Annotated in this window: 15 protein-coding genes; 8 read left to right on the top strand and 7 right to left on the bottom strand. The window is 71.7% G+C overall.

Features of this window, described 5'->3' with window-relative positions; all coding sequences use genetic code 11:
• The first annotated feature begins 145 nt into the window (after nt 1-145).
• The 8 genes from AY578_RS32730 to hypA all read left to right on the top strand — a co-directional run bounded on the left by AY578_RS32730 (nt 146) and on the right by hypA (nt 6,694).
• Nucleotides 146-1,747, top strand: a complete 1,602-nt coding sequence (locus tag AY578_RS32730; protein WP_028960464.1) for a hypothetical protein — start codon at nt 146-148, stop codon at nt 1,745-1,747.
• A 1-nt stretch (nt 1,748) separates the two neighbouring features.
• Nucleotides 1,749-2,840: an NADH-quinone oxidoreductase subunit B family protein gene (locus AY578_RS32735; RefSeq protein ID WP_028960465.1), complete on the top strand. Its 1,092-nt coding sequence runs from the start codon at nt 1,749-1,751 to the stop codon at nt 2,838-2,840.
• Between the two features lie 67 nt (nt 2,841-2,907).
• Nucleotides 2,908-4,701 carry a nickel-dependent hydrogenase large subunit gene (locus AY578_RS32740; protein ID WP_136239348.1) on the top strand — a complete coding sequence of 598 codons (1,794 nt, stop codon included), beginning with the start codon at nt 2,908-2,910 and terminating at the stop codon, nt 4,699-4,701.
• The gene (locus AY578_RS32745; RefSeq protein ID WP_136239349.1) at nt 4,694-5,257 is read left to right on the top strand and encodes a NifU-related iron-sulfur-binding protein; all 564 of its coding nucleotides are present in this window, start codon (nt 4,694-4,696) and stop codon (nt 5,255-5,257) included. The genes AY578_RS32740 and AY578_RS32745 overlap by 8 nt, the downstream gene beginning before the upstream one ends.
• Entirely contained in the window at nt 5,257-5,850 is a 594-nt protein-coding gene (locus AY578_RS32750) for a DUF5947 family protein (protein WP_028960466.1), read from the top strand. The genes AY578_RS32745 and AY578_RS32750 overlap by 1 nt, the downstream gene beginning before the upstream one ends.
• A gap of 40 nt (nt 5,851-5,890) precedes the next feature.
• Nucleotides 5,891-6,097: a hypothetical protein gene (locus AY578_RS32755; RefSeq protein ID WP_019523867.1), complete on the top strand. Its 207-nt coding sequence runs from the start codon at nt 5,891-5,893 to the stop codon at nt 6,095-6,097.
• Between the two features lie 98 nt (nt 6,098-6,195).
• Entirely contained in the window at nt 6,196-6,330 is a 135-nt protein-coding gene (locus AY578_RS32760) for a hypothetical protein (protein WP_019523868.1), read from the top strand.
• Between the two features lie 7 nt (nt 6,331-6,337).
• Complete coding sequence (gene hypA / locus AY578_RS32765) at nt 6,338-6,694, top strand: hydrogenase maturation nickel metallochaperone HypA (RefSeq protein WP_019523869.1); 357 nt, start codon at nt 6,338-6,340, stop codon at nt 6,692-6,694.
• A 56-nt stretch (nt 6,695-6,750) separates the two neighbouring features.
• Here the strand turns inward: hypA and hypE are convergent, their stop codons facing one another.
• Genes hypE through AY578_RS32800 form a run of 7 tightly spaced genes read right to left on the bottom strand, consistent with a single transcriptional unit; the run spans nt 6,751 to nt 14,760 of the window.
• On the bottom strand, nt 6,751-7,821 hold the full coding sequence (gene hypE, locus AY578_RS32770; RefSeq protein WP_028960467.1) for a hydrogenase expression/formation protein HypE: 1,071 nt from the start codon (nt 7,819-7,821) through the stop codon (nt 6,751-6,753).
• Entirely contained in the window at nt 7,814-8,956 is a 1,143-nt protein-coding gene (gene hypD / locus AY578_RS32775) for a hydrogenase formation protein HypD (protein ID WP_028960468.1), read from the bottom strand. Before hypD ends, hypE begins: the two co-directional genes overlap by 8 nt.
• Nucleotides 8,953-9,234 carry a HypC/HybG/HupF family hydrogenase formation chaperone gene (locus AY578_RS32780; protein ID WP_026243684.1) on the bottom strand — a complete coding sequence of 94 codons (282 nt, stop codon included), beginning with the start codon at nt 9,232-9,234 and terminating at the stop codon, nt 8,953-8,955. The genes hypD and AY578_RS32780 overlap by 4 nt, the downstream gene beginning before the upstream one ends.
• Before the next feature lie 2 nt (nt 9,235-9,236).
• Nucleotides 9,237-11,570, bottom strand: a complete 2,334-nt coding sequence (hypF, locus tag AY578_RS32785; protein ID WP_028960469.1) for a carbamoyltransferase HypF — start codon at nt 11,568-11,570, stop codon at nt 9,237-9,239.
• Complete coding sequence (gene hypB, locus AY578_RS32790; RefSeq protein WP_028960470.1) at nt 11,567-12,337, bottom strand: hydrogenase nickel incorporation protein HypB; 771 nt, start codon at nt 12,335-12,337, stop codon at nt 11,567-11,569. Before hypB ends, hypF begins: the two co-directional genes overlap by 4 nt.
• Before the next feature lie 51 nt (nt 12,338-12,388).
• Complete coding sequence (locus AY578_RS32795; protein WP_258906864.1) at nt 12,389-12,985, bottom strand: hydrogenase maturation protease; 597 nt, start codon at nt 12,983-12,985, stop codon at nt 12,389-12,391.
• Nucleotides 12,982-14,760 (bottom strand): hydrogenase maturation protein, encoded by a 1,779-nt coding sequence (locus tag AY578_RS32800; RefSeq protein WP_136239350.1) that lies wholly within the window; start codon nt 14,758-14,760, stop codon nt 12,982-12,984. The genes AY578_RS32795 and AY578_RS32800 overlap by 4 nt, the downstream gene beginning before the upstream one ends.
• Nucleotide 14,761: the final 1 nt, after the last annotated feature.

Consider the following 14,761-nt stretch of genomic DNA (forward strand, 5'->3'; position numbering starts at 1 on the left):
CATCGCATCCGCCGGGCCGCCGTCCGCCCGACCACCCCGGGCGCGCCTCCAACGGCTCAACGGTGTGCGCCATAGGAGGCGAGTGCGGATGAGCGATGTGAACGTGGTGGAAGGCATGGCGTGAACAGGGAGACGAGGAGGCGCGATGTCGCAGGGACCGGTCGGGAGCGGCATGCCGTGCGCCGTCACGGGGAGTGGCGTGGAGGAGTCGCCGGACGGGGCCCTCTACGACTTCGAGCAGTTGAGCGCCGTCGCGGACGCCGTCCTGTACGAGGGCTACCTCCTCTATCCCTACCGTCGCTCATCGGCCAAGAACCGCGTCCGGTGGCAGTTCGGGGTGCTCTTCCCCAGGGACTGGGTCGAGTCGGAGGGCCCCGTCGTTCCGGGGGTGTCCGGCTCCGCCGACTCCTGGTACCAGCGGACCGAGTGCCTGCTGCGGATCCGACGGCCCGACGCGTGCGTGCGGGTGAGGGTCCGATACCTGCAGGTGCAGTGCAAGCAGGTGCAGGAAACCGGCCGGGACGGTGGCCACATCACCGTCGAGTCGTTGCGGACCGACGACGGCACGGTGCATCTGACGTTCGACGAGGCTGTACCGCGCGAAGCCGACGTCACGGTCTGCCTGGACGACCTCCTCCAGAGGGAACACACCGTTCCGGTGGGAGCGGCGGGCGGGGTGGACATCGAGCCGCTTCCGGGTCACGCCGGCCGGCTGGTGCGGCGCCGGGAGGAGCTACGGGCGAGCACCACGGTCATCGCCGAGCGGCTCTCGCCGGCCCTCTGCCGACTCCGGGTACATACCTCGAACACGGGATCCGTGCCGGATCCGAGGACCCCGCGCGACGAGGCGCTGCGCAGTGCGCTCATCGCCACCCACTGCCTGGTCGGCGGTGAAGGCGTGGAGTTCGTCTCGCTGATCGATCCGCCTGCGGACCTGGCCGCGCACGCGGGCAGGTGCCGGAACGAGTTCACCTTCCCCGTCCTCGGCGGTGGCTCCCCGGCAGCCCCGGCCCGCTCCCGCGGCCCGCAGGGGGGCGGCACCGGACACATGATGCTGTCCTCGCCCATCATCCTGCCCGACCACCCGCAGGTGGCGCCGGAGAGCCCGGGGGATCTGCACGACGCGGCGGAGATCGACGAGATCCTCACCCTGCGCACGATGCTGCTGACCGACGAGGAGAAGCGCGAGGCACGCGCCACCGACCTGCGGGCCGCCGAGATCCTCGACCGTGTCGAGACCATGCCCCCGGAGGTCTTCCGGCGGCTGCACGGTGCCGTCCGCTCCCTGACACCTGTTGCTCCCGCCACAGCCGCTCCTGTTGCCGCTTCCGAGCGACCCGCATGGTGGCAGGAGGGCGCCGACGACGGCTTCTCCCCGTCCACCGACACGGTCCTCGTCGACGGAGTGGCCCTCGGCGGGGGCAGCCGAGTCCGGCTTCGACCACGGGGACGGGGTGCCGACGCCCAGGACATGTTCCTGGCCGGACGGACCGCCGAAGTGGCCGGCGTCTTCCACGACGTCGACGGCAGCGTGCACCTCGCCGTCACCCTCGACGACGACCCCGCGTCCGAACTGCACACCTGGTACGGCCGCTTCCACTACTTCCGGCCCGACGAGCTGGAACCGCTCGAGCCCGAACCGCTCGGGCCCGCCCGATCCCCGGGACGAGCCGCCGTCACCGGCTCCCGCCGCACCCCCGAGGCGGCAACGACCGACTCCGAGACCCCCAGCAGCGGAGGCCGATGACATGACAACCGACAGCAGTACCGCAGAAGTCAGCAAGGAACCCAGTCGCGCGGAGGACCGGCGAGGTATCGACGAGATCCACATCCTCTGGATCTCCGAGGGCATGAGCTGCGACGGCGACACCGTCTCCCTCACCGCCGCCGGCCAGCCCTCCATCGAGGACCTGGTGCTCGGTCTGATCCCGGGCCTGCCCAAGGTGAACCTCGTCAACAAGGTGCTCTCCCCGAGCCTGGGCGGGGAGGACTTCCTCGCTCCCTACCGGGCGGCGGTGCGCGGCGACCTGACCACTCCGTTCATCCTCGTCATCGAGGGATCGATTCCCAACCAGAACATCATCGAGGGCGACGGCTACTGGACGTCCTTCGGGAACGACCCGGAGACCGGTGAGCCGCAGACACTGAACTGGTGGATCGACCAGCTGGCCCCCAAGGCCTGGGCAGTCGTGGCCGCCGGCACCTGCGCCACCTTCGGCGGCATCCATGCCATGGCCGGCAACCCGACCGGCTGCATGGGCCTCGCCGACTACCTGGGCTGGGACTTCACCTCCCAGGGCGGGCTGCCGGTCGTCAACGTTCCCGGCTGCCCGATCCAGCCCGAGAACTTCATGGAGACCCTGATCTGGGTCCTCTACCACGCGGCCGGCTCCGCGCCCCCGCCACCGCTGGACCACATGCTGCGCCCGCAGTGGCTGTTCGGGAAGACGGTGCACGAGGGCTGCGACCGCGGCTCGTACTACGAGCAGGCCAGCTTCGCCAAGGACTACAACTCACCCAAGTGCCTCGTCAAAACGGGTTGTTGGGGGCCTGTCGTCAACTGCAACGTGCCCAAGCGCGGTTGGATGGCCGGCATCGGCGGCTGCCCGAACGTCGGCGGTATCTGCATCGGGTGCACGATGCCCGGCTTCCCCGACGCGTTCATGCCGTTCATGGACGAGCCTCCCGGCGGCACGCTGTCCTCGCTGGCCATCAAGCCGTACGGGGCGGTGGTCCGCCGACTGCGGGGCCTGACGAACGAACTGGTCAACCACGAGCCCAAGTGGCGCCACAACAAGCGGAAACTCACCAGCGGCTACGACCCGCGCTGGCGGCCCTGATGCCACACGCCGCACGAATCACCCACACCCACCCATGGAACACCGACAGCGAGGGGCAGTACCGCAGATGACCGCAACCGAGGCCCGGCCCACGGAGCGCAAGCCGCCGGAGCTGGTGGACATGTCCTGGGATCCGATCACCCGGATCATCGGAAACCTGGGCATCTACACGAAGATCGACTTCGCCAACCGGGAAGTCGTGGAATGCCACAGCACCTCGTCGCTGTTCCGCGGCTACTCGGTGTTCATGAAGGGCAAGGACCCGCGCGACGCGGGCTTCATCACATCCCGGATCTGCGGTATCTGCGGTGACAACCACACCACCTGCTCCGACTACGCCCAGCAGATGGCCTACGGCGTCAAGCCTCCCCCGCTGGCCGACTACATCGTCAACCTCGGCGAAGCGGCCGAGTACATGTTCGACCACACGATCTTCCAGGACAACCTGGTGTTCGTGGACTTCTGCGAGGCGATGGTCAAGGCCACCAACCCCGGTGTGCTGGCCCGCGCCGAACGCACCGAGGCGCCCCACGGGGACATCCACGGCTACCGGACGATCGCCGACATCATGCGGGCGTTCAACCCCTTCGAGGGTGAGGTCTACAAGGAGGCCCTGAAGGTCAGCCGGGTCACCCGCGAGATGTTCTGCCTGATGGAGGGGCGGCACGTCCACCCGTCCACCCTGTACCCCGGCGGCGTCGGCACGATGCCGCAGCCGACCACCTTCACCGACTACCTCAGCCGGCTCATGCGGGTCATCGACTTCGTGAAGAAGGCCGTCGCCATGAACGACGACGTCTTCGACTTCTTCTACGAGGCGCTGCCCGGCTACGAGGAGGTCGGCCGCCGCCGCATCCTGCTGGGCTGCTGGGGCGCTTTCCAGGACCCCACGACCGTCGACTACCGGTACGAGACGATGAACACCTGGGGCAAGCAGATGTACGTCACCCCGGGCATCATCGTCGACGGTGAGCTGGTCACCAACAACCTCGTCGACATCAACCTCGGCCTGCGGATCCTGCTCGGCAGCTCGTACTACGAGGACTGGGTCAACGAACAGCCCTTCGTCACCCACGACCCGCTCGGCAACCCCGTCGACATGCGCCACCCATGGAACCAGACGACCGTCCCGGTGCCGCAGAAGCGCGACTTCGACGAGAAGTACAGCTGGGTGATGAGTCCGCGCTGGTACGACAAGCGAACGGATCAGCACCTCGCTCTCGACACCGGCGGCGGCCCGCTCGCCCGGCTCTGGTCGACCGCCCTGAACGGCCTGGTCGACACCCCGTACGTCAAGGCCACCGGTCACAGCGTGCGCATCTCACTGCCCAAGGGCGAGTCGCTGCCGGAGACGACCCTGGAGTGGCACATCCCGCAGTGGAGCAACACCATCGAACGCGACCGCGCCCGGCCGTACTTCATCGCCTACGCGGCAGCCATGGCCCTGCAGTTCCTGGAAGAGGCCATGGGACTGGTCCGGGCCGGCGAGACCAAGGTGTTCCAGAACTACGAGGTGCCCGACGAGGCGATCGGCTGCGGCTTCCACGAAGCCGTACGCGGCGTCCTCTCCCACCACCTGGTGATCAAGGACAAGAAGATCGCCAACTACCACCCGTACCCGCCCACCCCCTGGAACGCCAGCCCCCGCGACATGTACGGCACCCCCGGCCCGTACGAGGACGCCGTCCAGGGCCAGCCCATCTTCGAGGAGAACGGGCCCGACGACTTCAAGGGCGTCGACATCATGCGCACGGTCCGCAGCTTCGATCCCTGCCTGCCGTGCGGCGTGCACATGTACGTCGGCAAGGGCAAGACGCTGACCACTCTGCACTCGCCGACGTACGGGGCGAACCATGGCTGAGGCGGGCATCGTGCGACTGGCGGACCCGGACGTGGAGGCCCGGCTGGCCCGGCTCGACGACCTGCTGGAAGGGCTCCAGTCCACCCCCGGCCCCACCACGCGCTCCGCCACCGAGGCGGTCGTGCTCCTGACCGAGGTCTACGGCGAGGCGCTGGCCCGGATCCTGGACCAGGCGGACGGCCGGCTGGCCGAGAGCCTGGCCGACGACGAGCTGCTGGGGCACCTGCTGGTGCTGCACGACATCCACCCCGAGCCGCCCGAGCGCCGGGCGGCCCGCGCGGTCGAACGGCTGCGGCCCGCCGTGCGCGAACTCGGCGGCGACGTCGAGTGGGCCGGGGTGGAGGGGCAGGTGGGCCGGGTGCGCCTGAAGGCGGGCGGCGGGTGCGGTTCCGGCTGCGGCGGCGGTACGGCGGAGGTCTCCGACGCGGTCCAGGAGGCGGTGCTGGCCGCCGCTCCCGAACTCACGGCGGTGGAATCGCTGCCTGACCCCTCCGGCCGGCAGGCGGCTTTGGCGTTCGTGCCGCTGGCCACGCTGACGCACCGAGGCGCCCGGTGATGAAGGGCGGAGCGCTGGCGCGCCTCGTCCGAGCCTCGGCCGACCGTACGGCGGCGGCCGAGTCGGAGTCGTGCGACCTGTGCGCCGCGCCGGTGCCCGACGAACACGCCCACCTGTACGACACCGGGCAGCAGGAGGTGCGCTGCGTCTGCCGTCCCTGCTCGGTGCTGTTCGCACAGGGCGGGGCCGGCGACGGCCGCCACCGGCTCGTACCCCGGCGCCGAGTCCGGCTTCCCCGGGTCGACACGGACGTTCTGGGCGTCCCCGTCGGCCTGGTCTTCTTCGTGCCCCGGGACGACGGCACGGTCACGGCCGAGGGCCCGAGTCCGGCCGGGGCCATGCGATGGGAGGTGGACGCGGCCGCATGGCGGCGGCTGGCCGGGACGTGTCCGCCGCTCGCCGGCGTGGAACCCGAGGTGGAGGCACTGCTGGTGAACACCGTGCACGGCCTCGAACATCACTGGATCGTGCCGATCGACGACTGCTACCGGATGGTCGCGGCCGTACGCCGGGAATGGCGGGGCCTCTCCGGAGGCGGCCGGGTCTGGCCGGCCGTCGAACGGTTCTTCGAGGACCTCACCGAACGGTCATGAGTCGTACTCCCCAGGTCGGAGGCGAGAAAGGAGATCCCCCATGGGCAGCATCAGAGTGGGCAGGCCCCAGGCGAAGCCCGACACGCCCCGGCATGTCGCCGGTATGCACCAGGGCAACAAGGGACGCTACGAGGACCAGACGGGTCACCACGAGGACGGCACCGCCGACGCGCGGCGCTCCACCGGGATCCGCTGGAAGCGGCATGACGCCCTCGCGGACACGATGCCGAACATCTCGCCGGGATGAGCGGGACGAGGAACAGCAAGGAGTCGCCGAAGATGAATGTCCGACGAGCACGAAGGCCGGCTGCCGCGGGCAGGGGAGCCGGCACGACAGGACAGTGGGTGCTGAAAGCCGAGGCCGTCGTGGCGGGTGGTCTCCTGCTGGCGCTGCTCGTGTGGGAGATCCCCGGCCTGAGGCGGGAGGCGCGGATCTGGCGGATGGCCGGCGGTTTCCGCGCCGGCCACCGGTACCCGTGAGCCGGCCGTGCACGAACTGTCGATCGCGACCGCGATCATCGAGCGGGCCGGCGCACTCGCCCGGGCGAACGGGACGGACGCCGTCGCGGCGGTGACCGTCCGGGTCGGTGAGCTGGCGGGCGTGGTCCCCGACGCCCTCGATTTCGCCTTCGAGGTGGCCCGTGACGGCACCGCCCTCGCCGACGCGAGGCTGGTGGTCGAGCAGGTCCCCGCCCAGGCATGGTGCGGCCCGTGCGCCGAGGAGTTCCCGGTGGGCATGCCGCCGTTCTTCTGGTGCCCGCGCTGCGACCAGCCCTCCACCGAGCTGCGCAGCGGCCGGGAACTCCAGATCACGGGGATCGATCCGTCACCGGTCCCCACCTAGCGCGAGTGGGTCCCGCCGACCCGTCGGCGGGACCCACTAGTCTCGGCGCGCCCGGCTCAGCAGATACGCGGCAACTGCTCGCCCAGCGGAAGATCCACCACCCGCGTGCCGCCGAGGCCGGTGGAGACCACCACCATCCCGGGGTGCTCGGCGACGCACTCGCCGATCAGTGCCGCCCCACCGCCCTGCGGGTGGGCGCGCATCGCTGCGAGGACCTCCTCCGCCGCTGCCGGGGGCACGAAGGCGACCAGCCGCCCCTCGTTGGCGACGTAGAGGGGATCGAGCCCCAGGAAGCCGCACGCGTTCGCCACCGCGTCCGGCACCGGGATGGCCCGCTCGCGCAGCCTCACACCTGTTCCGGAAGCGCGGGCGATCTCGTTCAGGGACGCGGCGAGCCCGCCCCTGGTGGGGTCGCGCAGCACATGGATGTCCGGGGTCACGGCGAGCACGGCCGACACCAGGTCCGCGAGCGGCGCCGTGTCACTGGCGACCTCGACGCCGAACTCGAGCCCTTCGCGGACACTCATGATGGCCACCCCGTGGAGGCCGATCGGACCGCTGACGATGACGGCGTCACCGGGCCGCGCCCGCTGGGGCCGGATGTCCACCCCGTCGGGGACGAGCCCCACGCCGGCGGTGGTGACGTACACACCGTCGCCGTGCCCGGACTCCACCACCTTGGTGTCACCCGTGGCGATGGTCACCCGGGCGGCCTCGGCCGCCGCGCCCATGGCGCGCGCGATCCGATCGACGACCGTCAGTTCCACGCCCTCTTCCAGGACGAAGGCGGCGGAGAGATAAGCCGGCGTGGCACCGCTCATCGCCAGGTCGTTGACGGTGCCGTTGACCGCCAGGTCACCCAGGCTGCCGCCGGGGAAGAACAGCGGCCTGACCACGTAGGAGTCGGTGGAGAAGGCCAGCCGCGCGCCGCCCAGTTCGAGGACGGCGGAGTCGGCGAGCCCGGTGAGGACGGCGTTGCCGTAGGCGGGGACGAAGACCTGCTCCATCAGCTCCGCCGACAGCGCCCCTCCGCCGCCGTGCCCCATCACCACGACCGGCTGATCGCGCAGGGGAGCGGGACAGGTCCAGTTCACCGGGTCGACCGTGTCGGCGAGTTGTTCAGGCAACGGGGTTCATCTCCTCCCGCTCGGCCCTCTCGGCCTGCGGTGTCGGGGCGTTCATCCGGCGGTACAGGTAGTAGGCCGCGCAGGCGCCCTCGCTGGAGACCATGGTGGCGCCGAGCGGCGTGCGCGGAGTGCAGGTGGTGCCGAACGCGGCGCACTCGGTGGGTTTGATCAAGCCCTGGAGCACGTCGCCGCTGCGGCACTCGGCCGGCTCCTCGGTACGGATTCCGGCGACGTCGAAGCGGTGCTCGGCGTCGTACGCCCGGAAGGCGTCGGTCAGCCGCCAGCCGCTGGCGGGGATGGGGCCGATGCCGCGCCAGTTCCGGTCGGTGACCTCGAAGACCTCCTCGATCATGCGGAGGGCGGCGGGGTTGCCGTCCTCGCGCACGGCGCGCGCGTACGCGTTCTCCACCCGGTGCTCGCCGCGCTCCAGTTGACGGACGGCGAGGCGGATGCCGTCGAGGACGTCCAGGGGTTCGAAGCCGGTCACCACCACCGGGACGCGGAACCGCTCGGCGAGCAGCGGGTACTCGGCCGTGCCCATCACGCTGCACACGTGCCCGGCGGCGAGGAAGCCCTGCACCCGGCAGGCGGGGGCCGTCATGATGGCCTCGATGGCGGGAGGCACCCGTACGTGCGACACCAGGAGGCTGAAGTTGGTCAGGCCGAGGCGGCGGGCCTGGTGCACGGCCATCGCGTTGGCGGGGGCCGTGGTCTCGAAACCGATGGCGAAGAAGACCACCTCCCGGTCCGGGTTGCGGCGCGCCAGTTCCAGGGCGTCGAGCGGCGAGTAGACCACGCGTACGTCGCCGCCCTCGCCCTTGACCCGGAACAGGTCGCGGTCACTGCCCGGCACCCGCAGCATGTCCCCGAACGAGCAGAAGATCACGCCGGGGCGCGAGGCGATCTCCAGTGCCCTGTCGATGACCTCCAGCGGTGTGACACACACGGGGCAGCCGGGGCCGTGAATCAACTCCACCTGCTCAGGGAGGAGTTGATCGATGCCGTGCCGGATGATCGAGTGGGTCTGCCCTCCGCACACCTCCATCAGGGCCCACGGCCGGGTGGCGGTGGCACGGATCTCGTCCAGCAGGCGCCGGGCCAGATCCGGGTCGTTGAACTCGTCGAGGTACCTCACTGGGCTCCCGCCTCCTTCGCCGCCTGCTCCCAGGCGTCGCCGAACTCCTCCTCCAGCAGCCCCAGCTCCTCGAAGAGCCGCAGGGAGGCCAGAGCCGATTCCTCGTCCAGGCGCTGGAGCGCGAACCCGACGTGCACGATGACGTACTCACCCACTCGCACGTCGCGCACGTACTCCAGACACGCCTGTTTCTGCACACCGCCGAAGTCGACCAGCCCGGTGAGCGGATCGGTGCTGTCGTCGATGGCCACGACCTTGCCGGGCACTGCCAGACACATGGTCACTCCTCCTGTTGTTCGTGCGCCGCGACCACCAGCTGGCCCAGGGCCAGACCGCCGTCGTTCGGGGGGACTTCGCCGTGGCGCAGGACCGCGAAGCCCATGTCGGTCAGCAGGGCCGTGCACTCGTCCTCCAGCAGCGCGTTGGCGAAGACGCCGCCGCTGAGGGTGACGGTGGACAGTCCGGTGGCCCGGCGCGCGCGCCGGCACAGCTCCGCGACGGCCCGCGCCACACCTCGGTGGAAGCGCGCGGCGAGCACGGGGACCTCGGTGCCCCGCCGCAGATCGGCGACCAGCCCCCTGAGGACCGGTGCCGGGTCGAATCCGCCCGCCGTGATGCCGAAGGCGTACGCCGAGGAGTCCGCGTGCCAGGCCGAGCCGGCCGCGGCCTCCAGTTCGACAGCGGCCTGGGCCTCGTATCCCGCGCGGTGGCACAGGCCCACGAGGGACGACACCGCGTCGAAGAGCCGGCCCATGCCGGAGGTCGGCACGCAGGCGACGCCCCGGGACAACTGCCGCTCCAGGAGCGTCAGTTCGTCACCCGTGCAGGCGGCGACGCACGGCAGGTCCGCGTCCCATCCCACACCGGCGGCCCACAGCCGGGCCAGCGCCAGACGGCACGGGTTGGCCACACCGGCGTCTCCGCCGGGGAGCGGGGCCGGGGTCAGATGAGCGAAGCGTCGGTAGCCCGCGTAGTCGGCGAGCAGGATCTCGCCGCCCCACACGGTGCCGTCGTCGCCGTACCCGGTGCCGTCGAACGCGACGCCGATCACGGGCGTGGTGCCGTCGAGGCCGTGCTCGGCCATGGCCGAGGCGATGTGCGCGTGGTGATGCTGGATATACACGGGTGTGCGCCGGGGCAGGCGTGCGGCTCGCCGGCGGGCCCACTGGACCGAGTGGTATCCCGGGTGCCGGTCGGCGGCGACGAGTTCGGGGCTGACGCCGGTCAGACGCCGCAGGTGCGACTCCGCCCGCCGGGCTGCCTCCAGCGTGGTCAGGTCACCCATGTCACCGATGTGCGGACCGAACCAGGCCTGGTCGTGCTCGCCGACGCACAGCGCGTTCTTCAGGTCGCCGCCCACGGCCACCGTGGGCGGCACCGTCACCGGCAGGCGCAGCGGACGGGGCACGTACCCCCGGGACCGGCGCAGCACCTGTTCGGTACCGTCACGGCGCACGCGCAGCAGGGAGTCGTCGCACGGGGAGGCGATGGGCCGGTCATGGGCGAGCCAGGCGTCGGCCAGCCCGGACAGCCGGGTCAGTGCCTCGTCGTCGTCCGTGACGATCGGTTCCCCCGAGCGGTTGCCGCTCGTCATGACCATCACGCGCGGACCTGGGGGATCGCCGGGCAGACCGAACAGCAGGGTGTGCACGGGGGTGTAGGGCAGCATGACACCGAGGTACGGGCTGCCGGGGCTGACCCCGGGCGCGAGAACCTCCTGCCGCACGCGCCGGCGCAGCAGGACGATGGGACGCCGGGGGCTGACGAGGGCGGCCCGCTCGGCCGCGGAGAGCGTGGCGATCCGCCGTACGGCGTCGAGATCGGCGCACATCACCGCGAACGGTTTGGCGCCACGCGCCTTTCGGGTGCGCAGCGCGTCGACAGCCTGGACGTCGGTGGCGTCGCACGCCAGGTGGTAGCCGCCCAGGCCCTTGACGGCGACGATCCGCCCGGCGGCCAGCAGAGCCCGTGCCGACGCCAGGGCGTCCGTGCCCCGCGCGGGCCGGATCGCGCCGCCGGGACCGCCCACCAGGTACAGCCGGGGACCGCAGTCGGGGCAGGCCAAGGGCTGGGCGTGGAAACGGCGGTCGCCGACGTCGCCGTACTCCCGGGCACAGGCCGGACACATCGGGAAGCCGGTCATCGTCGTGACCGCCCGGTCGTACGGCATGCCCGTGGCGATGGTGAAACGGGGCCCGCAGTGGGTGCAGGTGACGAACGGGTGCCGGTGGCGGCGGTCGGCCGGGTCGGTCAGCTCCCGCAGGCAGTCGGCGCAGGTCGCCGTGTCGGGCGGAAGCAGGGTGCGGCCCGCGGACCGCTCGGTGGAACGGATCCGGAAGGTGTCGTCGGCGCCGGTGGCGGGCAGGTCCTCGATCCCGACGCCGGTGACGGCGGCCAGCGGCGGCGGTTCGGCGCACAGCCGCTCGCAGAAGCGAGCGACACCGTCAGGCGGTCCCTCCACCTCGATGAGCACACCGCTCGCCGTGTTGCTGACGAACCCCGCCAGTACCAGGTCGGTGGCCAGACGGTGCACGTACGGGCGGAATCCGACGCCCTGCACCGTGCCGCGCACGGTGACACGGCGGCGCACCGCCCGCGTGGTGGGCGCGGTCACGGGACGCGGTGGCCGGCCAGGAGGCCGGCTGAGCCCTCGGCGCCCTCTCCCGCGGGCCCATGGCTGTGGCCGTGTGGATGGGGTGCCAGGGGAGGCCGGTGGACGGGCCCTCCGTCGCGCGCGGCGAGCACCCGCTCCAGGAGGGTGTCGACGCCCTCGCCGTCGCGGGCACAGGACCGCACCACCTCCACCCCGGGGTTGACCCGCTGCACATGGGCGTCGAATGCGGTCGCGTCGAAAGCGGCGGGCCCGGCCAGATCGGTCTTGGTGAGCACCACCAGATGGGCGGAGCCGAAGGCGGTGGGGTACTTCAGCGGTTTGTCCTCACCCTCCGTCACCGCCATGCACACGATCCGCAGACTCTCGCCGAGGTCGTAGGCCGCGGGGCAGACGAGGTTGCCGACGTTCTCGACGAACAGCAGCGCGGTGGGGTCCGGCAGCCAGCCCTCGACATGGGTGCGGAGCCGGCGGGCCTCCAGATGGCACAGCCCGTCGGTCAGCAGCTGTTTCACCGGTGCCCCCGACCGGGCGAGCCTCAGGGCGTCGTTCTCGGTGGCCAGGTCGGCGGTGAGGGCTGCCACCGGGACGCGCCGCTCCACCGCCCGTGCCAGCACCCGTGCCAGCAGTTCCGTCTTGCCGCTGCCCGGGCTGGAGAGAAGGTTGACCACCATCACTCCGCGCCCGGCCAGTTCCGCACGCAGGCTCGCGGCCAGGCCGTCGTTCTTCGCCAGAACGGCCTGAGAGACCTCGTCCATGGACTCGCACATAGGCGCTGCTCCTCGTGGTCGGTAGGGGGGAGGGACCGGGGCGCCGGTCCGCTACCGATCCTCGGCACCGTCGCCGACGGGAAGTGGGAGCCCGGCCGGGGGCAGGCCTGCGGATTCGTCCGGGCGGCTCAACGGGGGCGTGGCCGCGGGGTCGGCGAGCAGCACGGGCACCATGGTGTGCAGAGCCGCCACGGCCCGCTCGACCGCGTCGCGCACCGGTGCGCTGAGGCCCGGAAGGATGTCCTCGTCGCCGCGGGGCCGCACCTCGGGTTCGCAGGCGAGTACGAGGACGCGCGGGAGCGGCTCGTCGCCGAGGTGAGAGGCCAGGGCCAGTACCCTCGCCGGGTCCATGCCGTGCGCTTCGGGTGGCGCGAGGCCGGTGGCGGGGCCGGGGGCGTCCGGCTCGATCAGCGACAGGGTGCCCGGCCGGTGGCCTCGCGCGGCCGCGTCGACCAGGACGGCCGTGTCGTAGCCGTCGAGCAGTTCGTACGCCAGATCCATACCGCGGATGCCGAAGTCCCGTACGCGCACCGCGTGGGGCAGCGGTCGCCGGTCCAGGGCGCGGATCACCTCAGGGCCGAAGGCGTCGTCGGCGAGGAAGATGTTGCCGACGCCCGCCACCAGCAGACGCGTACCGGTCCGTGTCACCGGACGCCCCCGGTGACCTGCCCGACGGCCGTCGACAGAGGCCGTGCGGAGCCGTGCGGCAACTTCCGGACGAAGGCCGACCGCAGGGCGTGGTACGGGGCGTGCGGATCGAAGAAGACGCCGTGCATGCGGGCGAGTTCGGCCCGCCGGTACTCGGCGAGCGGTCGCCGCCGCTCGTCGGCCCGACGCGCCGCGGCCTTCATGGCGATCCGACGTCCGAGGCCGGGGGCGGCGGCGAGTTCGGCTGCCATGCGCCCGACCTCGGCGGGGAATTCCCGCGCCGGGGCCGGCACCAGACGGTCCGCCAGTCCGATGCGCGCGGCGCTCGCTGCGCTCACCGGCACCGCGTCGGTCGTCAGCCGCTGCGCCGTCTCGGTGCCCACGCGGCGCGGCAGCGAGTACGTCCAGTACTCCGAGCCGTACAGGCCCATGCGCCGGTAGTGCGGGTTGAGGACGACGCCGTCGCGGCACCAGACCTCGTCGGCGGCCAGGGCCAGCATGACGCCGCCGGCCGCGGCGTTGCCGCCGAGCGCCGCGACCACCAGGCGGTCGGTGGTGCGCAGCACGGCCTCGACCAGGTCGTTCATGGCGTTGAGGTTGGCCCAGGACTCGCCCGCGGGGTCGGCCGACGCCTCGATGACGTTCAAGTGGATGCCGTTGGAGAAGAAGTCGCGGGGACCGCCCAGTACCAGCACCGGGGTGGACTGGGTGAGCGCGTACCGGTAGGCGGCGAGCAGCCGCCGGCAGTGGCTGGTGCTCATCGCCCCGCCGGGGAACGAAAAGGCCAGATATCCGATGTCGCCGCGCCGGCGGTACCGGATGTCGGTCCAGGTCGTGCGTTCCGGGGGCAGTTCGAGAGGGGCGGTGACCTCCGGCAGCCGGGGAGGTCGCTCGCCGGACCGCGGGGGGCGGCCTCTCTCCGAGCCCGTCGTGGTGCCGGGTGGAGCCGGGAAGGAGGCGAGCACGGAGGCCGCCGGGCGGCGGAACGGCGCCGGGTCGCCGGAGTTCTTGCGGGGGCGTAGTTCCAGGATCCACACCGCGCCGTCCCGAGTGGCCCGGCAGACCGCACCGGCCCGCGTCGCGAGCAGATCCCCGGGGCGTCCGCGGAGTTGGTCCTCGGGCGCACCGCCGTGCAGGAACACCTCCCGGCCGAGGAGTTCGTCCAGGACCCCCGGCTGCGAGTCCGCCGCGCGCAGAGAACGCAGTACCGTCTCGGTGCTGTCGTTCTCCCAGTCGATCCTGCGCCGCTCCTGGCGGAAGAAGTCCCGCCACACCACGCGGATCGTGGGATCGCGCTGCGGGGTCGGCTTGAACGATCCGTCGGCGTACCGCTGCACGGCCAGCAGCACGGCGGCGACGGCGGCGTCGGAGACCTCGTTGCGGTACAGGTCGCTCTTGCCGACCGGAGGCACCGTGAAGGACGCGGCAGCCCACACGTCGCCCGCGTCCATCGCCGCCCCGGCCTGGAGGACCGTCACGCCCCAGCGGGGTGCGTCCTCGGCGATCGCCCAGTCCAAGGCGGACGGGCCCCGGTCGCCGGGTGGTCCCGGGTGCACGATGAGACAGGTGTGCTCGCGCCATACGTCGTCCGGCAGCGCGGTTTTCAGCATCGGAGCGATGATCAGTTCTGGGCGGGACTGGCTCACTGCGGCCCGGACGGCCTCGGCGCCGTGCGAGGCGAGAACGACGTCCACCCGGTGCCCTCGGTCGGACAGTTCCGCGAATACACGCTGGGACAGGCTGTTGAACGCGCTGGCGACGAGCAAGATGTCCATA

The sequence above is a fragment of the Streptomyces thermocarboxydus genome, from assembly GCF_024760485.1.
In the GTDB taxonomy this organism is placed as follows: domain Bacteria; phylum Actinomycetota; class Actinomycetes; order Streptomycetales; family Streptomycetaceae; genus Streptomyces; species Streptomyces cellulosae.

What these genes read in the sequence shown, in the direction of transcription:
- AY578_RS32745 (WP_136239349.1), top strand. Translation starts at nt 4,694, where the DNA reads ATGGCTGAGGCGGGCATCGTGCGACTGGCGGACCCGGACGTGGAGGCC.
- AY578_RS32740 (WP_136239348.1), top strand. Translation starts at nt 2,908, where the DNA reads ATGACCGCAACCGAGGCCCGGCCCACGGAGCGCAAGCCGCCGGAGCTG.
- AY578_RS32735 (WP_028960465.1), top strand. Translation starts at nt 1,749, where the DNA reads ATGACAACCGACAGCAGTACCGCAGAAGTCAGCAAGGAACCCAGTCGC.
- AY578_RS32800 (WP_136239350.1), bottom strand. Translation starts at nt 14,760, where the DNA reads ATGGACATCTTGCTCGTCGCCAGCGCGTTCAACAGCCTGTCCCAGCGT.
- hypB (WP_028960470.1), bottom strand. Translation starts at nt 12,337, where the DNA reads ATGTGCGAGTCCATGGACGAGGTCTCTCAGGCCGTTCTGGCGAAGAAC.
- AY578_RS32750 (WP_028960466.1), top strand. Translation starts at nt 5,257, where the DNA reads ATGAAGGGCGGAGCGCTGGCGCGCCTCGTCCGAGCCTCGGCCGACCGT.
- AY578_RS32755 (WP_019523867.1), top strand. Translation starts at nt 5,891, where the DNA reads ATGGGCAGCATCAGAGTGGGCAGGCCCCAGGCGAAGCCCGACACGCCC.
- AY578_RS32780 (WP_026243684.1), bottom strand. Translation starts at nt 9,234, where the DNA reads ATGTGTCTGGCAGTGCCCGGCAAGGTCGTGGCCATCGACGACAGCACC.
- AY578_RS32730 (WP_028960464.1), top strand. Translation starts at nt 146, where the DNA reads ATGTCGCAGGGACCGGTCGGGAGCGGCATGCCGTGCGCCGTCACGGGG.